20 protein-coding genes are annotated in these 21,266 nt (G+C 60.5%); 13 read left to right on the top strand and 7 right to left on the bottom strand.

Annotated elements, in window-relative coordinates:
* Both U4Y91_RS02805 and U4Y91_RS02800 read left to right on the top strand, forming a co-directional pair.
* The coding region (locus U4Y91_RS02805) for an alpha-E domain-containing protein (protein ID WP_321803131.1) at positions 1–472 on the top strand (472 nt) is incomplete at its 5' end.
* Between the two features lie 8 nt (positions 473–480).
* Complete coding sequence (locus tag U4Y91_RS02800; RefSeq protein ID WP_321803129.1) at positions 481–1,287, top strand: transglutaminase family protein; 807 nt, start codon at positions 481–483, stop codon at positions 1,285–1,287.
* Positions 1,288–1,389: 102 nt separating this feature from the next.
* Here the strand turns inward: U4Y91_RS02800 and U4Y91_RS02795 are convergent, their stop codons facing one another.
* From U4Y91_RS02795 to U4Y91_RS02780, 4 genes are all read right to left on the bottom strand, one after another.
* Positions 1,390–2,508: a tyramine oxidase subunit B gene (locus tag U4Y91_RS02795; protein WP_321803127.1), complete on the bottom strand. Its 1,119-nt coding sequence runs from the start codon at positions 2,506–2,508 to the stop codon at positions 1,390–1,392.
* A 62-nt stretch (positions 2,509–2,570) separates the two neighbouring features.
* Positions 2,571–3,845 (bottom strand): phosphopyruvate hydratase, encoded by a 1,275-nt coding sequence (eno, locus tag U4Y91_RS02790; protein ID WP_321803126.1) that lies wholly within the window; start codon positions 3,843–3,845, stop codon positions 2,571–2,573.
* A gap of 1 nt (position 3,846) precedes the next feature.
* Positions 3,847–5,256, bottom strand: a complete 1,410-nt coding sequence (locus U4Y91_RS02785; RefSeq protein ID WP_321803124.1) for a glycerate kinase — start codon at positions 5,254–5,256, stop codon at positions 3,847–3,849.
* Positions 5,257–5,519: 263 nt separating this feature from the next.
* Positions 5,520–6,923 carry a PLP-dependent aminotransferase family protein gene (locus U4Y91_RS02780; RefSeq protein ID WP_321803123.1) on the bottom strand — a complete coding sequence of 468 codons (1,404 nt, stop codon included), beginning with the start codon at positions 6,921–6,923 and terminating at the stop codon, positions 5,520–5,522.
* A gap of 161 nt (positions 6,924–7,084) precedes the next feature.
* Here U4Y91_RS02780 and U4Y91_RS02775 point away from each other — a divergent pair, with 161 nt between their 5' ends.
* Together U4Y91_RS02775 and U4Y91_RS02770 are read left to right on the top strand one after the other, a co-directional pair.
* Positions 7,085–7,858: an aldolase gene (locus tag U4Y91_RS02775; RefSeq protein ID WP_321803121.1), complete on the top strand. Its 774-nt coding sequence runs from the start codon at positions 7,085–7,087 to the stop codon at positions 7,856–7,858.
* A gap of 97 nt (positions 7,859–7,955) precedes the next feature.
* Entirely contained in the window at positions 7,956–9,092 is a 1,137-nt protein-coding gene (locus U4Y91_RS02770; RefSeq protein WP_321803119.1) for a branched-chain amino acid ABC transporter substrate-binding protein, read from the top strand.
* Positions 9,093–9,190: 98 nt separating this feature from the next.
* Here the strand turns inward: U4Y91_RS02770 and U4Y91_RS02765 are convergent, their stop codons facing one another.
* Positions 9,191–9,895, bottom strand: coding sequence for a haloacid dehalogenase type II (locus U4Y91_RS02765; protein ID WP_321803117.1), 705 nt, complete (start codon positions 9,893–9,895; stop codon positions 9,191–9,193).
* A 105-nt stretch (positions 9,896–10,000) separates the two neighbouring features.
* On the opposite strand from U4Y91_RS02765, the gene U4Y91_RS02760 reads away from it, so the two are divergent.
* Positions 10,001–10,855: a LysR substrate-binding domain-containing protein gene (locus U4Y91_RS02760; protein WP_321803115.1), complete on the top strand. Its 855-nt coding sequence runs from the start codon at positions 10,001–10,003 to the stop codon at positions 10,853–10,855.
* 106 nt (positions 10,856–10,961) lie between these two features.
* Here U4Y91_RS02760 and U4Y91_RS36730 read toward each other — a convergent pair whose 3' ends face one another.
* Both U4Y91_RS36730 and U4Y91_RS02750 read right to left on the bottom strand, forming a co-directional pair.
* On the bottom strand, positions 10,962–11,189 hold the full coding sequence (locus U4Y91_RS36730) for a LysR substrate-binding domain-containing protein (protein ID WP_415750439.1): 228 nt from the start codon (positions 11,187–11,189) through the stop codon (positions 10,962–10,964).
* Between the two features lie 199 nt (positions 11,190–11,388).
* Complete coding sequence (locus U4Y91_RS02750; protein WP_321803113.1) at positions 11,389–12,150, bottom strand: LuxR family transcriptional regulator; 762 nt, start codon at positions 12,148–12,150, stop codon at positions 11,389–11,391.
* A 481-nt stretch (positions 12,151–12,631) separates the two neighbouring features.
* Between U4Y91_RS02750 and U4Y91_RS02745 the strand changes: the two genes are divergently transcribed.
* The 8 genes from U4Y91_RS02745 (at position 12,632) to U4Y91_RS02710 (ending at position 21,265) form a co-directional block, all read left to right on the top strand.
* Complete coding sequence (locus U4Y91_RS02745) at positions 12,632–13,015, top strand: DUF4902 domain-containing protein (protein WP_321803111.1); 384 nt, start codon at positions 12,632–12,634, stop codon at positions 13,013–13,015.
* A gap of 397 nt (positions 13,016–13,412) precedes the next feature.
* A complete protein-coding gene (locus U4Y91_RS02740; RefSeq protein WP_321803109.1) occupies positions 13,413–14,054 on the top strand; it encodes an acyl-homoserine-lactone synthase in 642 nt (213 codons plus the stop codon).
* 177 nt (positions 14,055–14,231) lie between these two features.
* Positions 14,232–15,524, top strand: a complete 1,293-nt coding sequence (gene fabF, locus U4Y91_RS02735) for a beta-ketoacyl-ACP synthase II (RefSeq protein ID WP_321803108.1) — start codon at positions 14,232–14,234, stop codon at positions 15,522–15,524.
* Between the two features lie 315 nt (positions 15,525–15,839).
* Positions 15,840–16,922 carry a fatty acid desaturase gene (locus tag U4Y91_RS02730; protein WP_321803107.1) on the top strand — a complete coding sequence of 361 codons (1,083 nt, stop codon included), beginning with the start codon at positions 15,840–15,842 and terminating at the stop codon, positions 16,920–16,922.
* 80 nt (positions 16,923–17,002) lie between these two features.
* Positions 17,003–18,007, top strand: a complete 1,005-nt coding sequence (locus U4Y91_RS02725) for an aromatic ring-hydroxylating dioxygenase subunit alpha (RefSeq protein WP_321803105.1) — start codon at positions 17,003–17,005, stop codon at positions 18,005–18,007.
* On the top strand, positions 18,004–18,906 hold the full coding sequence (locus U4Y91_RS02720; protein ID WP_321803104.1) for a hypothetical protein: 903 nt from the start codon (positions 18,004–18,006) through the stop codon (positions 18,904–18,906). Before U4Y91_RS02725 ends, U4Y91_RS02720 begins: the two co-directional genes overlap by 4 nt.
* A gap of 222 nt (positions 18,907–19,128) precedes the next feature.
* Positions 19,129–19,392 carry a hypothetical protein gene (locus U4Y91_RS02715; protein ID WP_321803102.1) on the top strand — a complete coding sequence of 88 codons (264 nt, stop codon included), beginning with the start codon at positions 19,129–19,131 and terminating at the stop codon, positions 19,390–19,392.
* 124 nt (positions 19,393–19,516) lie between these two features.
* A complete protein-coding gene (locus tag U4Y91_RS02710; RefSeq protein ID WP_321803101.1) occupies positions 19,517–21,265 on the top strand; it encodes a fatty acyl-AMP ligase in 1,749 nt (582 codons plus the stop codon).
* The last annotated feature ends 1 nt before the right edge of the window (position 21,266 follow it).

The raw sequence follows: 21,266 nt of genomic DNA, 5'->3' as shown, positions 1-21,266 counted from the left end.
TTTCGATTTCGCGCAGATCGGCGCGTTCGTCGAGCGGGCCGACAACACCGCGCGGATCCTCGACGTGAAATACCACCTGCTGCTGCCGTCGGTGTCGCACGTCGGCACGATCCTCGATACCAACCACTGGGAATCGATCCTGCGGTCGGTCGAGGCAAACAACTCGTATCGATGGGTGTACGGTGTGCAGTACAAGCCGCTGAACATCGCCGACTACCTGGTCCTGAACGGCCGCATGCCGCGCTCGCTGCGCCATTGCTACGGGCGCGTCATGTCGAGTCTCAACTTGCTCGTGAAAGAGCATGGCATCGCTCACGCGTGCCACGGCACCGCCGCACAGACGCTCACGATGCTTTCCGACAGTACGATCGAACGAGTCTTCAAGAACGGCCTGCACGAGTTCCTGACCGGCTTCATTCGGCGCAACCAGCGACTGGGGCTCGAAATCGCCCAGGCCTACAACTTCGATTGAGTACCGCAATGCATATCGGGATCACCCATACTCTGCGTTATACCCTCGACGAGCCGTTGCAGCAGGCATTGCAGCGCCTTCGACTGCGACCGTTGTCGAATCCCGGTCAGACGGTTGGGTACTGGGAATTGCTTGCAAACGACATGCAGCCGGCATTGTCGTACATCGACGGATTCGGCAACCATGTCGACCTTGTGTGTCACTCAAACGACCACAAGGAGATCGTCATCGTTGCACGCGGCGAAGTGACGACGCACAACAAGGATGGTGTGCTCGGCTCTGCAGACGATCGCACGAATCCGTGGCTGTTCCTGCGCGAGTCGCCTCTCACGCGTCCCGGAGACTCGCTGATGGAACTTGCCTCCGCCCTGAAGAGCACGCAAAACCGTCTTCTGCAACTACACGAGTTGATGGACATCGTGCACGATCGCCTCGCACCCCGGTCGGAGAATTGCGACGACGCCACCGATGCAGAAGCTGCGTGGATCAGTTCCAACGGGACCTGTCGCGACCATGCTCATGTATTCATCGCCGTGGCGCGTCGGCTCGGCATTCCCGCGCGCTTCACTTCCGGTTATCTGATAGTCGACGACGACGGAATCCAGGCAGTTGATCATGCGTGGGCTGAAGTCTACGTCGACCATCTCGGTTGGATCGGCTTCGATCCGGCGAATAATCTCTGTCCCGACCAACACTATGTGAAACTGGCGACTGGCATCGACGCTCGCGGCGCCGCGCCTGTCACCTGCATCCGGTCAAACTCGGGCGCCGAAACGATGACCGCGGAGATTGCGGTCACACTGTCGGCCTGGTGAGTCGATCGACGGAAATTTCAGCAATCGCACCGATGACGCAAACGACCCGCAGCCTGCTGTCGGGCTGCGGCTTGCCGGGGGCGCGATTCACGGTCGACCCGATCAGAGAGCCGGCTTTTCCCACAAATTGAGGGGCGTGCCGATCTTCCTTTCCCGCGCATTGTTATAGAGTTCTGCCCCCCAGCTGATGTCGAAAACCGCCATCCCGCATGCGATGAAGATGACGCGCTCCTTCGTGCTCTCCCGGCCTGGCTTGTCGCCGTTCACGACGTGACCGAGGCTGGTCGAGTCAGGCAGAGCGGGCAGCTTGCCTGCATCGATCAGACGGAAGAACGGGCCGCCGATGACGCTGCTGTAGTAGCCTTCCTTGTTGCCCGATGCGATTGCGTCCTCGACATAGGCTTCCTGCAGCGGGGTATGGTCGTATACGATCCTGGCGCCGGTCAGGAACGACTCGTCGGTATTGAACGGGCCTGAGACGAGAATGGTCGCGCCCTCCTTGATCCATTCGTCCTTGAAATAAAGCGGCTTCAGACGCGACGCTGCCACGGTGATGACATCTGCATCGCGGAAGCCTTTCTCTGCCTCATCGGTACCGACGGCGGTAATCCCGTACGTTTGCTGAACCCAACCGGCGAACTCGTTCGCCTTGTCGAGGAAGACGTCGAAACAGACGACGTGCTGGATCGAACCGAGCTGGGTCATGATCGCGGTGAAGCACGCCTTGTTGATCGGGCCGCAACCGATAACCGACATGCTTCTCGCATCCTGGTTGGCCAGATACTTTGCCGCCACTCCCGGCACGGCTCCGGTTCGGGCCGCGCTCAACAAGTTCGCCGACATCAGCGCCAGCGGCGCGCCGGTATCCTTGTCATTGAGCATCATGGTCAAGATCGAGCGCGGCAGGCCTTTCTCGGCATTGGCGTGATTCGATCCGTACCATTTGTTGCCGCACACGTCGAAGCGACCGCCCAGATAACCGGGCATTGCAGCAAAGCGGCGGTCCGGACCGGCTACCGGCATGTTCGGGAACTTCGTCTCTTTCGGGAAGACGATGTTCATGCCGTGGCTATTGTGATTGGCGCCACCCATCAGATAGTCGCCTCTGCCGAGGAGTCCGAATGTCTCCTCGCATACGGACACGCAGCGCGCGGCATCCAGCACGCCGGCTGCGATCATGTCCGGCTCGGAAAGGTACAGAAAGTCGATCTTGGGATACATGGTGCAGACCTCGTCGAAAAAAGGAAGATGTTGGGTGTCAAGCGTCGATCCGGACTCAGTGGTCAGAATCGGAGAAGTGGCGAAATGTCGTAGAGGCGACAACCCGGGCTTCGCGCATTTGCCCGCAACAGAAAGTTGAGCTTTTCGATCCGCTCGCCGGAACGGGGGGCGCCATTCTTTTGGAGCGGAACTTCGAGGCCGACCGAAAAATCCATCACGACGTCATCCACGACACCACCGGAGCGGCCCGAGGGCACCGCGATCATTCCGTGTTGCAGCGCAAATCGATAGGCGTCCATCGCCTCCGTGATCGTCCCGACCTGGTTCGGCTTCAACACGAACCCGTCCACGGCACGAGTCTCGAAAGCCCGCTCAAGCAACGGGAGGCTGGTGACCGTGAGATCGTCGCCCAGAATGATCGATCGTCGAATTTCTCGAACCGCCGTGCTGTAACCTTCCCAGTCGTTTTCATCGAGCAAATCCTCGATGAAGACCAAATTGAATTTCTCGGTCAGGAAGCGGGCATAGGCAATGAGTTCGGAGGTGGACACCCGTTTGCCTTTCAGCAGGTACGTGCGGGTTTCCTTGTCGTACATCTCGCTTGACGCGCAATCGAGCGCAAACGCGATCCGGCCTGTATAGCCACAGGCATCGATGGCCTTTTGCATCAGCATCAACACGACTTCCGGGTCATCGGAAGGGGCGGCGTAGCCATAGGAACTGGCGACTTGAGGTTTGTGGCCCAGATATTCGGTCAGTACATGGCCAAGCTTCTGAAACACGGCCACCGCCATTTCGATGGCGAAGTCGACACTGTCAGTGCCGTACGGCACGATCAGGAACTCGTTGAACGGCTGGGTGAGCCCATCGTATCGTCCGCCGTTGATCACGTTGAAGCATGGGACCGGCACGGTCCTGATGTCGCGGCCGGCGATGTGAGCGTACAGCGGAATCGATCGGGCATTCGCCGCCGTACGGAATGCCGCGATGGATACCGAGTAAATCGTGTTTCCGCCGAGGCGGGACTTATTAGGTGTGCCATCGAGCGCGATCATTTTTTCGTCGATCGCTCGCTGATCAAACACGTTCATGCCGATCAGCGCCGGACCAATTGCATTGACCGCGTTGTCGACGGCGTTATGAACACTGAGCCCGTCGTAGGTCGCTGGATCGCCGTCCCGCAGGACGAACGATTCGTGCATCCCGACGGAAGTGCCGGTGGGTGCCGCGCCTCGACCAACCGCACCGCTTTCGGTGCGCACCTCGACTTCGACTGCGGGCCGGCACTTGCAATCGATGATCTGAAGTGCCCGGACGGAAGTGATCTTGTCTTCCATGTCACTTGCTCCCGTTCGGTTCAGGAACATAAACGATGTTCAAGTCACACAGGTTGGTACCGGTGTTGCCGGTGAATATGGCGGAGTCGATCGACTCGAGTGCTTCGAAGCAGCTGTGCTCGCGCAGTGCCTGATAGAGGTTGACTCCCTTTGCGGCAGCCTCGGTGAAGCTGGTCGAGTCCGTCATGCCTCCCGCCACCGTCGCCGTGCCGTCCGTGCCTTCGCTATCGATCGACAGCAGGCAGGCGCCCGTGGTTTTGGCCGCCGCGATAGCGAAACTTGCGGCCATTTCCTGGCCAGGCCCGCCGTGCCCCTTGATCACGCTGTTATCGTCGATAAGCGTCGTCACCTCACCGGAGCTGAGAAGCACGCAAGGCGGCTTGATCGGGTTGCCGTACGTCTGGATTTCGCGCGCCATCGACGCGAAGAAGGTGCCGGCGTCGCGACTTTCTCCTTCAAGGAACGACGACACGATCATTGCGGGGATACCCATCTCCTCGCAGACTGTCTTGGCGTAAATGCAGGAGTCGGGCAGCGTGTTGAGCAAGAAGTAGGTATTGTCCGGAAAGGCCTTCGGTGTCTCCGCGTCGGGGCCTGCGTTCATCAGATAGTCGACAACGCTTTTGGGCAGGCGATCGGCCACGTTGCGATTGATGATCGTGGCGCGAGCGTCGTCCAGGGTCGTCATGTCGGGACCGATCGGCGTGCTTTTGTAGGCGGCGTAGGGCACCGAAATGTCACCCGTGGCAGGCGATCCGACCGCGTCGCTGATGCCGAAACCGATCAGTTCGGCACCCGTGTCCTGGATGCGCTGCGCCAACATCCCGCCGTTCAAGGCCGAAATGTGGCGGCGCACGGCATTGATCTCGTAAATGCCTGCACCGGATTTCAGCAGCACATCCGTGGTATCGATCTCGTCCTGCAGGCTGATGCCTTCGATCGGACAGGACATGAGCGCCGAACTTCCGCCGCTGATCACCGCGATGAACAGGTCGTCTGGTCCGGCCTGATCGACGAGTTCGATGATTTGCTTCGATGCCCGATGGCCTTCTTCGTTCGGGAGGGGATGCCCGCCGACGAACACCTCGGTCTTGTTGAAACGGTCCGATTCTTCCCGGATTTTCACGATGGCGATACCGTGCGTCAGGCGATCACCCAACACATGGTCGACTGCCATTGCCATGTGGTTGCAAGCCTTGCCGGCGCCGACCAGATAGACGTTTCGCTTGCGCGAAAGGTCCCACGAGCGCGTTCCGATATGCAGTACGCTACCTTCCATGCGCATGATGCTTCGAATTCGCTGGTAGCTGTCGAGCCTGTCGAGTGTCCGGTCCGCGATCTCGAGTACGATCTGCCGTGACGAAACGACGCCATTCGAGAGGAGTGCTTCGTAATTTCGTATCTTTTTCATGCTGAAAATTGATCGGAGTTACCGCCGCATCGAAGTCATGGGCGACGTGTTGTCCGTCAATTTATGCAATCGAGCCAAACAGATACATGCACACTGCGGTGGATCGTTAGATAACTGTAGAGGCCTTGTTGCCTGCACAGTTGGATCCGCGCACGGCGTGGACGCTAGCCGTGAAGTTTCAGCAGGCCGACTCGAGCGGGTGCGAGAGATCACCGGTTCGTTGCGTGACGCCGATTCCCAGGTGGCTTCGTGACGAGACCGGGTCAGTGTGCAACGGCATGCGTCAGAAACGCATAAAGACGGTCGAAGTTGCAGTGCGCAACATTGAATCGCAGCCAACCGCTGGTTGGATTGGTGGCGTAGAAAAGATTGCCTGGTGCCAGAAGAATCTTGTGGTCGACAGCACGTACAGCGAGTTCGGCCGAATCGCAATCGACGCCCGCAGGCCGTGCCCATACGAACATTCCGGATCGAGGTTCGCAGAACACTTCGAAGCCGATCGATTCAAGCCGGCGACAGGTCCGTTCCTGCGCAGTAGCGAGACGATCGCGCAATTGCTCGGCCTGCTTTCTGAAGTGTCCTTCGGACAGCACTGCGTATGCCAACTGCTCCGTGATCGTCGGCGTCGACATTCCGGACACCAGCTTCTGGTAAAGCAGGCCCTCGAGAAGCGCGGGCTCCGCGGCCACGAATCCCACGCGCAGGCCGGCACCGATGGTCTTTGAAAAGCTGCCGACATAGACCACTCGTTTCAATTGATCCATGGACGCGAGCGCGACTGAATTTCCGGACACCAGACCGGCAGAGACATCGTCCTCGACGATGATGCAGTCGTAGCGCTCGGCAAGCTTCAGGACCTTGAATGCCGATGCCGAGCTGTAGCTTGCGCCGGTCGGATTATGCAACCGCGTATTGGTGAAGAACACTTTGGGTCGATGAGTCTCGAACGCCTGCTCCATCGAAACGACGTCCGGACCAGTGGGTGTCATCGGAATCCCGACTGCCTTGATCCTGCGCAATCGCAATGCAACGAGCAGATCGCTGTAGCAGGGCTCGTCCACCAGCACGGTATCGCCCTCGCGCGTAAGGTGACGGATGGCGAGATCCAGCGCCTGGTTTGCGCCCAGCGTCGTGACGATGCCCGTGGAACTTGCCTCGATCTCGTGTTCCGCAAGTTGCCGCACGATTTGCTCACGCAACGGTTCATACCCCTTTGCGTGCCCGTACCCCAATAGCGATCGCGGCTGTGCCGCTACCTGTCTTAGCGCCCGCCCAAGGCCGTCCGCGTCGAACCATGCCTCCGGAATCCATCCCGAGCCCGCGTGAATCGTGCCTTCCGTTCCCTCCAGAACGTTACGCAGCGACCATCCGTTCGTGAATTCCTCGTTGAGTTTCTCGATGGTCGGAGGTATCTCGCTACGGCTTCGATCCGCGACATAAAAGCCGGATCCACGCCGTGCCATCAAGACGCCTTGCGCCACCAGGCGATCGTATGCTTCGACGACCGTAAATGTCGATACGCCATGTGCCTCGGCGAATACGCGGATGCTCGGAACCTTGGCCCCGGATCGCCAGGTTTTTTCGTTCACCGTTGCCGTTAGCCCAGCCACGATCTGTTGAACCAGGGACGACTCCCCCTGGGGATCGAGCGTCAGTATCGGTTTCATCGCCGCACCTATCACATCAAAATTACCGGCCCATATAACCGTGCAGGCGACGCATCCAATACAGTTAGTCACCCTAGTTTTAAAGTGTACATGTATCCGTGCAGGTTTGATTCACTACATTGAGGGGGAATCGCATACGCACACTTGCACTGGACGACTCCATGGCACACGCCACCGACCTTTCCCCTGGATCGAAGACCGATGAGCTCGCGAATGCTCGCGACGATCTGGCGGCGGCATTTCGCATCGCCGCGCGCCTCGGCTTCCACGAGGGCACATGCAACCATTTCAGTCTCTTGCTCCCGGGCAGTCGCGAAACGTATCTGATTAATCCGTTCGGGCTCAGCTTCGAAGAGATTCGACCGGTTGATTTGCTGCTCGTCGATTCCGCCGGCTCGGTAATCGACGGAGTCGGACGAGTCGAGAAAACTGCGCTCAACATCCATTCCCGAGTTCATCGGGCATCGCCTGATGCGGCATGCGTACTTCATACGCACATGCCTTATGCCACGGCACTGACGGCTCTCGACGGATTTCGCCTCGAAATGTGCCATCAGAACAGCCTTCGCTTTTTCGATCGCATTGCGTACGACCGTGATCATTCGGAATACGGAGGCCTTGCACTCGGCGAACAGGAAGGAGACCGGATTGCCGCCGCGTTGTCTTCCAGGCGTGTCCTGATGCTCGAGCACCACGGTGTGATAGTCACGGGCCCTTCGATTGCCGCGGCACTCGACGATCTCTACTACCTCGAACGAGCGGCCCAGGTCCAAATTCTCGCGATGTCGAGCGGGCGTCCGCTGAAGCGCGTGAGCGACGAACTGGCTCGCCGGACTTCTCGTGAATTCGCGCGTGATCGAGATGAATATGCACGACTTCATTTTCGCTCGCTCAAGCGGCTTCTGGAATCTGCAGAACCGCACTGGCGGGACTGACTATCCCACGTCAAGCGCAATCGGCCATCTCGTGCCCGCGCTTCTGACGCTGCATCCATGTCGATTATCCAATTTGCCCACGCCACGGAGGTTTCACATGAAGTACTGTCACACACTCACTATCGCCACCCTGTTGCTCGGGGGAATCAGCCCCGCATTGATTTCTGCCGCGCATGCGGATCAGACTGTCAGGATCGGTGTCGCGGGCCCGTTGACGGGCGGCCAATCGAATTTCGGCAAGGATGATGAGCGAGGCGTGCGGCTGGCGATTGAAGAGCTGAATCGCAAGCCGATCGTCGTCGACGGTCAATCCATCAAGTTCGAAATGCTGTCCGAGGACGACGCCGCGGATCCCAAAACGGGCGTCGCTGTCGCTCAGAAGCTCGTCGATTCGGGCGTGAAGGCGGTCATCGGCCACTACAACTCCGGCGTGACCATTCCCGCGTCCCGCATCTACAACAATGCGCGTGTTCCGATGATTACCGGCGCCGCTTCAAATCCGGCGATCACGCAGCAGAGCTTTCCGTATGTCTTCCGGCTCGCGGCCAATGACAACGTGATGGGCGCACGCATGGCCGAATATGCGGCAAAGGTATTGCATGCAAAACGCGTGGCGGTGATCGACGATCGCACGGCATACGGCTCAGGCGTAGCTGACGTGTTTGCCGCGACGGCGAAGAAGAACGGTATCGACGTCGTCGCCAGGGAATACTCCAACGACAAGGCAACGGACTTCAACGCGATTCTGACGCACATCAAGGCTCAACGCCCGGACGCCATTTTCTACGGGGGTTACTACGCGCAGGCAGCCGCCATCGGGCGACAGTCCAAGCAGTTGGGCCTTGCGGTTCCTGTGCTCGGCGGGGACGGGATTTGCTCGGTCGATATGCCCAAGCTGGCTGCCGGAACGCTGAATGGGCGGGGGTATTGCGCCGAAGGCGGCGCGCCGCTCGCGACGTTGCCGGGTGGTCCGGAATTCGCGGCGCGGTATGAAAAGCAATTCGGTGTGAAGAACGATGTTTACTCGCCGGCATTCTATTCGGCCACGATGGTGGTCGCGCAGGCGATGAAGGCGGCGAATTCGACGGACCCCGAAAAATTTGTTCCGATGCTCAAGCAAATCCAGTTCTCGACGCTGGTCGGAAAGGTCGGGTTCGACAAGAACGGTGAATGGATTGATGCGCCGGTGACCGTGTACAAGGTGTCGGGCGATAACCTCAGTCCGACGCAGTGATACTTCGAGCGAGAACGGCGAGGAATCGGCGTTCTCGCCTGCCGCTCCAAAATGACATGCGCTTCGGCAGGCCGTGATCGGGGTAACGGGACAATGGACTACCAGTCGAGCGTAGCAAAGAGTTCCGGTACTTCGTCCAGCGTTTGTAACGTCGCGTCTGGAGTGTAGTCCGGCAGCAATTTTCGACCGGTGCCTCGATCAATCCACACGCAACGAAATCCGATGTCTCGCGCCGCTGCATGGTCCAGATGCGGGCTGGCGCAAATGTGAACAACGTCGTCCTTCGATACATCAAGCTGTTCGTGCGCGTAATCGAACAGCCGCCGCGCTGGTTTGTAGGCCTCGGCCTGTTGTGCAGTGATGACCCTGTCGATATAGCCGCCGAGTTGTGCGACGTTGCCTGCAATGATGTCGTCGTCCGTATTCGAGACGATACACAGACGGTATCCCATTGCTTTCAACTTCCTTAGCGTGCCGACGACCTCGGGAAACGGAGGCATCGCCGCAATCCTCGAAGTCAGCACTGAGGCGTCGCTTTCGCTCCCGGCAAGCCCGAATTCCTCCAGCGCAAGTCGAAGGCCCTGACCGGAAACTTGACGGAAGGTGCGGTGGGGCGATTGCTGCTCAAGCCCATGTTCATACCGATCGTAAACCTCGATGAACCTGGATGCGTCGACCTCCGTTGCCTGCCGGTTTCCAAGAATCTCGCGTACCGCTGCCAGCAAACCTTCGTCCCATTGAATGAGCGTGCCGTAGCAGTCGAATGTCAGCCATTGCGGCCGGCTCGTATCTTTCAGTGACATCATTGTTCCTGTTTGGCTAGAAGATGTTCGCATCATAGGCAGAAGGTCTCATATTTAGAAATTAGATAATAAAATCAGGCTTATTTAAATTTCAAATGACCGACCATGTTTGATCTCGAGCTACTGAAGACGCTGATTTGCGTCGTTGATGAAGGCAGCTTCACTCGTGCGGGCGAACGTGTTCATCGCACGCAGTCGACTGTTAGCCAACAGGTGCGAAAGTTGGAAGAGTCGGTAGGTCGCCCGCTGCTGCTCAGGGACCGTTCGGGCAATCATGTCGTTGCCACCGAACACGGTGTCTTGCTCGCACAGTACGCGCGGAGGCTGCTGGCGTTGTCGCAGGAAGCCCGCGAGGTGCTCCAGCGCGACGTCAAGCTTTCGCCGGTTCGAATCGGGGTTCCGGAGGACTTCGATGCGCGGCGCATGTCGGCAATACTCTCGGGCTTTCTGAAAGTCCGACCGGATGTGAGGCTCGAAACGTCGGCGGGTATGAGCGCGGATTTGCAAGGCAAGCTTGCCGCGAGGGAAATAGACCTCGCACTCGTCAAGCGGGAACCTGGCAGAGGCGACTGCTTCGCGGCGTGGCCAGAGTCGCTTGCCTGGGTGCGGGGGCGGGATGCTGATCCCCCGAAGCCGGATTCGGATGAGCCGATCGCGCTTGCGCTTTTTCCCCACGGATGTATTTACCGTCAGCGGGCGATCCGCAGTCTCGACAAGGCGCAGCATGCGTGGCGCATAGCGTTTGGCAGCCAAAGCCTTACTGCGATTCAGGCAGCGGTCGCCGCAGGTCTGGCTATCTCGGTGCTACCGAAGTCTGCGATCTTGCCGGAGCATCGAGTCTGCACCGGTTTGCCTCCATTGCCGCCGTCAGAGCTGGCGCTAGTCGGCACCGGCGATATTCTCGGCGACGCACAGCGAGATATGGTCGACTTTCTGGTCAAGCAAATCAAACGCGCGTAATCGGACGAATACAGGGGGCGTTGGGACATGGCGGCTTCAGGCTGATTTCGATGTGCTTCGAAGCGTTGCATGAAGCCGCTGCTGCACTTGCATTCGTTAGCCTCGTTCAACCGTGGCAATCAGTGAGCCGTACGAATTTTCCGAACTCGAAACCTTCGGCCATCAGATCCCCGTTTCGATTGGCGATCTTCAGCTCCACGCGAACCTGCGGATGTTGCTGCGTGAACTGCCGAAGCAGCGGCGGCAGACGATAGTGTCCGTACGTCGCCGGTACGCTGAGCCGGACATGACCTGTCAGTGCGCCGTCTTTGCCCCTGAATGGCACGCTCGACATCGTCGATCAACAAGAACGCTGCGCGCGATTGTTCCAGATAGAGCGTGCCTTGCTCAGTCAGCTCAACCGTCGAGTCGAACGATGCAGCAACTGCGCACCCAGCCGAGTCGCCAGGTGCGTAATGGCGTCGGCTACCGCTTGTAACGTGACCTGCCCCAGCGAGCAGGGCCTCGACGAGTGAGCGACGAAGGACATGGCGTCAGAACAAGAGCCCCAGCATTGCCGCCTTGACCGCGGCTTCGGTCTTGTTGGCCGAATTCAATTTGCGCATCGCATTGACGAGGTGAAATTTCACGGTCCGCTCGTCGACAGACATGATCTTGCCAATCTCGGCGTAGGTTTTCCCCGCGGCGGACCATTGCAGCGTCTCGCGCTCGCGTGCAGTCAACTCGACGGCATATTCGGGCGCAAGCTGCGCAAGCAGATGCATGCTCATCGCGCAGTTGGCCGTGTTCGCGAGCCATGACATCTGGTATCCCTTTTCCGCAAGTTCACGCTCCTCGATCGGCTCGCCTGATCGCACCATGGTCACGAGTCCGATCGCCCCGGTGCGGCTGATGGACGGCATGCACCAGCCGTGGCGCAAGCCGAAGTGCTCCGCTTCGTCCCAGAATTCGACGTTTTGTGTCTGGCTATCGGCGCGCCAGATCAGGGGTCTCATCTGACTAAGCCCATGCCGGACCGTCGGATCGACGGCAAAATAGTTCTGGCTCACATAGCGCTCGACCCACGTCTCCGGATAGTTGGACTGCAGCATGAACCGCGGATGACTAACCGGCAACGGAACGCGCAGACCGAACGAACAGTACTCGAATCCAAGTGCTCGCACGTCTGCCGTGAACTCCAGAAACACGTCAGCCATGGATTTTGCCTCAGCGTATCCATTCAGATACTTCTCTCTCCAGGCTTGCATATCATTACCTTTTTGGTCAATCTTGTCCCTAAAGGGGCTGTATTGCATGGTTGGTGCGCTGATCGATTTTTTATAAATTATTCAAGGATCGTCGTCAATATTTGAGATATCGAGCGGCAAGCATGGTGTCGGGTACTGATTTGTTATCTGGCGGCGGGTTTCGAGGTGGCGTCCGCGCTCGCCATTGATCGATTGAGTTGGGGAATTTGCATGTAGGCATGCGTATTGGTACATCAGCCAAGTTTCGATGCCGAAAATTGCGACGAGTTCGAAAATCCTGGAATTGCGCAATGATCGGGCACCGTCAGGAAATCACCGCTATGGGGTCGTACGTTATCTTGATAATGCGATGGTGTTCTCCAGGGGATCTGTGATATTCGTAAAAAATAGGCGCGTGATCTACCGGCTATCACAAATCACAAGCAGGCACGCCGTGAGCGTTGGAAGGGCGCGCGCCTACCCGGTCGCCGCGAATCTTGCCAAACTATGCGGTATCAATTTTAACAGGTGCCACATCGAGAGAACGGACATGCCTAAAAAACTGAACGACGGATACGTACGATTGACTTTGCCAGCGTTCTACGCGCTGCGCTTCCATCAGCATATGTGCCAGCAAGCCCTGAACTTGTTGCATGATTTATGGGGCGAGGGCATTAGCGCCGTCAATGCCGGCTACTACGAGCTGGTCTGCACCGAAACGCGGCCGGCCGTGAGCGTCGGCTGCGCATGGCATGTGGCCGTGGGCCAGTCTGAGGTGAAGGTCGGGAAGGGCGACGTCAGCAGCAATGTCATGCTCCTCAACATGAACGGTGACGATTACGGCGCGCAATACAGCCAAGAGCTGATCCAGAACTGGCTGTGCTCGGGAACGCGTCAACGCGAACTTGAATCGGCCATCTTCGCCGGTCACTGATTTCGTGTTCAGTGAATATAACTAGATTAAAAAAGCCTGCGCGTCGTGACAAATTCCGTGTGCCGCGCTGCCGCCAATTTCCGTTGATCTTCCTGATCGGCCTGGCAATGGCGCGATGACCGCTACGATCATTTATACCGTGACGCCGCGGCTCGGGATGGTTGCTTCGAGCCGCCGCTGATCAAGCGCGCTCCGGACGGTCGCTCCGACCGACTCGCGTAGCGATCGCCGGTTGAATTCCGAACCCCGTTTGTCCGTCGCAGTGTCCCGTCGCACTCGGCGCGACGAGTCTCGTCCAGACGCCTGCCCCCTGCCCATTCGGGCAGCTTTTTTGTCTTTTCAATTTCGGGTCCAATCGCGCCTAACAATTCTGAAGATAAGAGAGAGGGCATTCGCGATGCTGACTTTATTGTCGGGAAAAAGCGCTGATTTGAGTCGCGAGACGATGTGTCGACTTGCGAAGTTTCGGCATAAGGTCTTCATACAGGAACTCGGCTGGTCGTTGCCCACCGACGATGGCATCGAATTTGACGACTTCGATCACGCGGACACCCTTTATGTCGTCGCTTTCGACCGCAACGGCGAAATCGTCGGTTGCGGCCGGTTGTTGCCGACCGACGAGCCTTATCTGCTTGGTGAGGTTTTTCCGGATTTGATGGGCGGTGCCTCGCTTCCCAATACGCGCAATGTGTGGGAACTGTCCCGCTTCGCGATGAGCATGCCGAGCGGCGAGTCGTTGACGGCGGAAGAATCGTGGCAAAACACGCGCTCCCTGATGTCCGAAATCGTCCGTGTCGCGCACGCACATGGCGCCGACCGTCTCATTGCATTCTCCGTGCTCGGCAACGAACGGCTTCTGAAGCGCATGGGTGTCAACGTGCATCGCGCTGCGCCGCCGCAAATGATCGAAGGCAAGCCGACCTTGCCGTTCTGGATCGAGATAGATCAACAAACGCGCGCAGCGCTGAACATCGACGCGTTGGAGTACGGCGTGCCGCTTGGCATGTCGCGCAGTGTGCATGTGTCGCACGCATTCTGACGAGCGCTGTGAATTCGAGACGCGCATCGGGAAGGTCCAGGGTCCGCCGCGAGTCTGGCGGCCCCGGCTCTCTCCTGAAGTGGCTCGGCGCAATGCAGCATTACTAAAGGTGTGCCTGAAGATGAACGGCTTTAACGATGTGGCTCAGCAAGTCCTGGTCCGTGAGGGGAAGGTGAAATGACGCTTCGAGTGGTAGTAACCGGTATTGGCATTGTGTCCCCGCTGGGTTGCGGTAAGGAATTGGTGTGGCAGCGCCTGATCGGCGGAGGCTCCGGGCTTCGCCGGCTCGGCGACGATATCGTCGGTGAACTGCCCGCCAAGGTCGGCGGGACCGTCCAGGGGAAGACCGACGATCCCGACGGTGGTTTCGATCCGGAACTCTCGGTGCCGAACAAGGAGCTGAGGAAGATGGACCGCTTCATCCAGATGGCGATGGTCGCTGCAGACGAGGCGCTCGCGGAAGCCGGATGGGCTCCGCAAGCCGAGCATCAGCGCGAGCGGACAGCGACGGTCGTAGCGTCGGGCATCGGTGGGTTTCCCGGGCTGGCGGAGGCGGTCAGGATCGGCGAGACGCGCGGCGTGCGGCGGTTGTCGCCGTTCACCATTCCGTTCTTTCTCTCGAATCTGGCGGCCGGCCAGATTTCGATCAAGCATCAGTTCCGTGGGCCCCTCGGCTGTCCGGTGACGGCCTGCGCGGCTAGCGTGCAGGCGATCGGCGATGCGATGCGCATGATCCGGACCGGTGAGGCTGATGTCGTGCTGGCGGGCGGCGCCGAAGCGGCATTCGACAAGGTCAGCTTGGGCGGATTCGCGGCGGCGCGAGCGTTGTCGACCGGCTTCGGCGATCAGCCGATTCGCGCTTCGCGTCCGTTCGACCGCGATCGTGACGGATTTGTCATGGGCGAGGGAGCGGCAATGCTGGTGGTCGAGTCTCTGGACCATGCCCGCGCACGTGGCGCCCGCCCGATCGCGGAAATCATCGGGTACGGAACCACGGCGGACGCCTATCACATGACCGCCGGTCCCGACGACGGATCCGGCGCCATGCGTGCGATGAAGCTGGCCTTGGCGATGGGCGAAATCGCCCCGGAGCAGGTCGACTACGTCAATGCGCATGCGACATCGACGCCGGTCGGCGACGCCGGCGAAATCGAGGCGCTGAAGACTGTCTTCGGCGTGGGCGCCGGCCCGGCGATTTCCTCGACCAAGTCGGCAACCGGGCATTTGCTCGGGGCGGCGGGCGCCATCGAAGCGGCGTTTTCCATTCTCGCGCTCCGGGATGGCGTGCTGCCCGGAACGCTGAATCTCGAGCACCCCGACGAAGCCGCTGCCGGCCTTGATCTGATCGGGCCTTCCGCACGGCGCGTTCCCGTCGAGATTGCACTGTCCAACGGGTTCGGGTTTGGCGGCGTCAATGCATCGGTGCTGTTTAAACGCTACCCGCCGGATAGATCAGCAGGGTCGCATTGACTGCACATCAACAGGGTTCGCACACGCTGCTGATTTCATAAGTAGCACGAATCGTAGGCGTTCGGCGCCATGCCATGGCGCCGCCGGCGCTCCATCGGTTCGATGGTGAGTCGCGTCATGTGCAATCCGAGTTCCAGTCGTTATCCAAAGGGAATCTTTCCGTGTTAGACACCCTCATCGCAGGTGCCAGCTGCGCGAGCGCCGCGCTCGCGATTCATCTGGCGCGCGCAGGTACGCGCGTTCTGGCTTTCAAGCCGTGGCGGATCGCGTCCGCCAATCACCGGCCCTGCGCCGCGTAAACCGAGGAGAGAGGCTATGACCATCGAAGCCCCGTTGGACAGCGACGTCGCATTCTCGCGGCTCAAGCTGCCACGACACTTTCATCGGATCAGCTCCGTCGCCACGATCCTCTATCTGGCGCATGCGCTCGCATTCTTCCTGATCCCGGCCGCGGTGGCGTTCGCCGTCGTCGATATACCGGCGTCGACGCCAACTCGTATCGCAATGACGATCGTCCTGGGCGTGATCGGCGGGCACGGCATGCACCTGCTGACCTTCGTCGGGCATGAGGGGATGCACACGAACCTGCATCGTAACAAGTACGTGAGCGCCGCGCTGGCGCTCATCTGCTCGTCACTGGTGCCCGGCTTCCTGATCGTGGGATTCAGCATGACCCACTGGAAGCACCATCGCTTCACCGGTCAAGACATCGACCCGGATGTCCAGATCTATTCGCAGTACCGCACCTTCTGGTCGCGCTTCTTTCTCGCGCGCTCCAAGGGCGTGCGGATTTACACGAAGAACGCCGTGCGGATGGCGGCGGGTCTGCCCTGGCCGGAGAACACGCGTTTGCCCTTCAGCCAGCGCGAAATGCGCTGGATCTCCCGGATCAACATCGTGCTGAGCCTGTGCGCGGTGACGGCCTACGGGTTCATCTGGCATCGCTCGTTGTGGCTCGGTTTCACGGTCATGCTGATTCCGTATATCGGGGTGTACGTGTTCAGCACCATCCGCGCGTACATCGAGCACACGGATACCGTGCCGGGGCGATATCGCGATAGTCGCAGCTACACGTCGCCGATCTATACCGCGCTGTTCTTCGGCAGCAACTTCCACCTTGAACACCACCAGTATCCGGCGGTGCCGTGTTACCGGTTGCCCGCGCTCCACGCGTACCTGGCGTCGCATGGGCTGCTCGAGGCGGCAGGCGCGCCGGTCGAGCCGTCCTTCCTTGGCGCACTGCGTTATACGACGGGGCGCTTCCAGTATCCCTGCGTCAATCTGCAGTCCGCGACCGACGACTTCCTCGAGCAGATGGCAGAGGGTCGTCTCGATCGCGAAGCGTCCGCGGCGGAGGCCCGGGACGAAGACGCGTTGGTCGCTGTCGTGCGCAAGTAGAAACGATCCAGAAGGCACACGCCCGCTCGAGCTCGCGTCGGGTGTGCCACAACGCCGCCCATGTAGCAAAGTGAGGAACAATGTTTATCGAGAATGCGTGGTACGCAGCAGCACTTTCCGCGGAAGTCCAGAGGGAGCCCTTCGCCCGGACGATCCTGAACCAGAAGATCGTCATGTACCGTACGTCGGCGAACCAGATCGTCGCGCTTGAGGATCGATGCCCGCATCGACAGGTTCCGTTGTCCCGGGGACGCGTTGTCGGCGACGAGATCCAGTGCTGGTACCACGGGCTCAGGTACAACTGCTCGGGCGAGTGCGTCAGTATTCCGAGCCAGAACACGATCCCGAAGGGCGCACGCGTGCGGACGTTCCCTGCCGTCGAGAAATACGGCTTCATCTGGCTGTGGGCCGGCGAGCCGAACCAGGCCGACGAGGCGACGATCCCGAACCATTGGGTCTGTTCGGCGCCCGAGCTTGCGGGGACGATGAGCTACTGCACCATCGCTTGTAGCTACCTGTTCGGCATCGACAACATTCTCGACATCTCGCACGCCGCCTTCGTGCACGCGAAGACGCTGGGTTCGCTCGACATCGTCGAGACGCCGCCCGAAATCGTGATCAACGACGACGAAGTGCGCGTGCGCCGCTACCTGCGCCGCGAGAAGACGCCGCCGCTCTACACCCATATCCTGAAGCTCGACTACATCGACCGCTTCCAGGAGGTCGTTTACTGGCCCATCGGCAACACGCGGGTCGAAACGAGGGCCCACGCCTGTGACGATGCCAGCGGCCAGGTCTTCCACGTCTACACGACGACGATCTTCACGCCGGCCACGGACGCCACGACTCATGTCTTCGTGGGCATGCACCGCGATTTCGACGTCGACAACCATCGGTTTACCGAATTCACCGCGAAGGAAGTGTTCGCGACGGTCATGGAGGACAAGGACGTCGCGGAGAGCCTTCAGGCGAACTGGAGCCCGACGGCGCCGATGATCGACATCCAGCTCGATCGACCGGCGTTTGCCGCGCGGCGGATATTGGAGCGAATGGGCGCGAACGCATCCATTCGAGCGGCCGTATGACGCACGTCGAGACGGCAAGCCTGCCGCGTGCAGAGGCAGAAACGACGATGACAGAGAAGGAAACGACGATGAATCACCAAGGACACGCCGGTCTCTATGTCGGCGAGTTGCTGCGCGAGCTCGAGACGTCGGAGCAGGACGAGGTCGGTTTGCGGCATCCGATGACGTTCGGAGAAATCGTCGGTCGCGGCCGAGTCGAGCGCCTCGCGGCTGCGGCCGAGAGCATCTTCTCCGAGGTCGAGCCGAAACACGTGTGGAGCGGCGCCGATATCGGCGGGCGCGAATGGCACGGCCGCTTCAAGGACCGCCAGATTCGCGGCGTGACGGTGGCGCGCCGGTCGGGCAAGCGCGTACAGGTCGACATCTTCCTCGGCTCGTTTCCCGCGCCGGTTCGCCGGGCGCTGTACGACGCGAGTCGGGATCTCGTCGACGTCGACGCGTGGACGCTGCCGCCGGAGATCGATACCGCGTTGCCGCCGATACCCGACGACGAAGTGCTGGACGCCAAGTTGCCGTTCGGCCTCGCCGACGAGATGTTTATGACCAGTCCGGTGGCCTGCAAGCCGATTCGCGGCCGCGCCAACGTCGAACGCGTTTGCGGCCACTCGATCGCGGTCTACGGGGGCCGTGCGAGCGGGCCGCGTCTGTCGGCCGGTGCCACGACGCTGAGCCTCTGGACAGGGGAGGTCGGCGGGTTGCCATTGGAAGTGGCGAACGTCATCCACTGGGAAGATGCCCGGAATGTCAAGGTCATGGCAATGGCGATGCGCCCTTGGCCGGTCGTTGCGCTGTTTCAAGCGCGGATGCGGGCGCGAACGCTCTCGTTTCTCGATGCGTCGTATTTCGAATCCGAATCGGGCGACGGCGTGACGCCGCTCCAGTTTGGCGAAAGTACATGAACGGACGCCGCCCACCCGCTTGGCAGGAGCAGTCGAGTTCGATCTCGCCGTGGCCGGTTTTCCGTATCGCAAGTGGGGCGGTGTTCCTCGTCTGCTGGTGACCGGAGCCTGATATCCACGGCGGCGGGCATCTGGTTCGCGCGGGTGCCCGGGGTCGATCCTGACTATGTGCACGCGTGGCTTCCGGGGGCACTGCTCACCGGGCTGGTTGTGGGCATGGTCATGCCTTCGCTGTCGGCGGCCGCCGTTGTGCATCTGCGGCCGGCGCGATTCGGCATGGGCTCTGCCGTGAACCAGGCGATACGCCAGACGGGATCGGTGTTCGGCGTGGCGCTGACGGTCGCGATAACAGGTAACGCGATAGTGCGCCTCGCCGAATTCCATACCGTTTGTTACCTGCGGATTGCGCTCGGCCTGGCCACCGCAATCTCGTGTGCGCCGTTGGATACGCGACCGAGAGCGCTTGCCCCCGCGGCGGCGCACTGATGGCCGCGTGGCGTTCGGCGCCTGTTCGCGCATGAAATTTTCATCAAAACAAAACTGACAATCCGAGGGTCTCATGATGGCCGGTAGCCTTTCCCCCTCCGCCCTGCCGGCGGAGCACAGGACCTTGTCCCTGCTCGATATTCTGCGAGAGCGTGCCGAGCAAACGCCGGAGCGGATCGCATTCCATTTTCTTCGCGACGGCGAGGACGATGTCGTGAGCTGGTCATATGGCCAGCTCGCTGCCGCTGCCATCCAGATGCGCAACAGGGTGCTGCAGCACGCGCTGCACGAACGGCGCGTTTTGCTGCTGCTCGAACCCGGTCTGAGCTATGTCGCTGCGCTGTTCGGGATCCTGCTGGCGGGCGCCACCGCGGTGCCTTCGTTTCCGCCTGTCGGCTCTCGCGCAGTTGCACGCTTCGCATCGATCTGTCGCGACGCCGATCCTGACGTGGTCATTGCCGGCAAGCTTCACCGCTCGCTGCAGCCACAGCTCGACGAGCTCTACGGTGGCCAGCGCGCCGCGCCTGCCTTGCTGACGATCGACGAAAGCTCCTTCGACGATATCGAAGCATCGGCAGATGACGTTCGGAACCTGCCGGAGCAGGGTGTCGGCCTGGATCGGCCAGCGCTGCTCCAGTACACGTCGGGATCGACGGGCGAGCCCAAGGGCGTGGTCGTCACGCATGAGAATCTCGTCAGCAACTGCGCGGTGATCGCCGAACGGCTCGGCATCGATCAGGACCGCGTCGGCTGCACGTGGCTGCCGCCGTATCACGACATGGGGTTGATGGGCGCGCTGCTGCTCGCAGTGTTTAGCGGCTTTCCGCTCGTGATTCTGTCGCCGCAGCATTTCGTCCAGCGTCCGTATCGCTGGCTCAAGGCGATCACCGACTACCGCGTGACCACGAGCGTCGCACCGAATTTCGCGTTCGACCTGTGCGTCGACAACATCAGCGAAGAAGAAGCGGCCGCGCTCGATCTCAGCTCGCTGCAGCACGTATTCTGCGGCGCCGAGCCGGTGAACCACGCGACGCTCGAACGCTTCTTCGCGCGCTTCGGCCGGCATGGCTTCGAGCGCCGTGCCGTGGTGCCCTGCTACGGAATGGCGGAGGCGACGCTCTACGTATCCGGCAAAGTGGGCCGTTCTCCGGTCACGCTGATCGATGTCGACAAGGATGCGCTTGCTCGCGGCCGGTGCATGCCGCACAACCCGGAATCCGACGTACGCGGACGCACGACGCTGGTCGGCTGCGGGCCGGTGGCGGTCGGCCATCGACTGCTGATCGTCGATCCCGAGACGAAGCGCGTGCTGCCGGAGCGGGCCATCGGCGAAATCTGGTTCAGTGGCCCGAACGTCGCAGCCGGCTATCTGAACCGCGCGGACAGCGACGACATCTTCGCGGCGACGATCGGCGACGGAGACGGCGAGGACGATTCGGCCCGTTACCTGCGCACCGGGGACCTCGGCTTTCTGGAGCGCGGCGAGCTGTTCGTGACGGGCCGGATCAAGGACGTCGTGATCGTCGCCGGACGCAATCTCTATCCGACCGACATCGAGGAATCGGTGCAATCGGCGCACGAGGCGATTCGCACGAACGGCGTGGTGGCGTTTTCGATCGACGGCGGCGCCAGGGAGTCGCTCATCATCGTTGCGGAACTCAAGCGCTCGCGCCGTCTGAATCCGGAGCAAATGCGCGAGGTGCGAGCGGCGATCACGCTGGCGGTCACGCGCGACCACGGGGTTGCGCCGACGGTGGTGCACCTTGGGCCGACCGGCGCAATTCCGCTCACCACGAGCGGCAAGGTGCGCCGGCAAGCGTGCAAGCAAGCGTTCCAGCAAGGCAGCTTGAGCATGCTCGAGGCGCGCGCGTAAG

The organism is Burkholderia sp. BCC1993, from assembly GCF_905339865.1.
Taxonomy (GTDB): domain Bacteria; phylum Pseudomonadota; class Gammaproteobacteria; order Burkholderiales; family Burkholderiaceae; genus Burkholderia.
The sequence above is the reverse complement of the archived record's forward strand: the minus strand, read 5'-3'. Positions and strand labels throughout refer to the sequence as shown.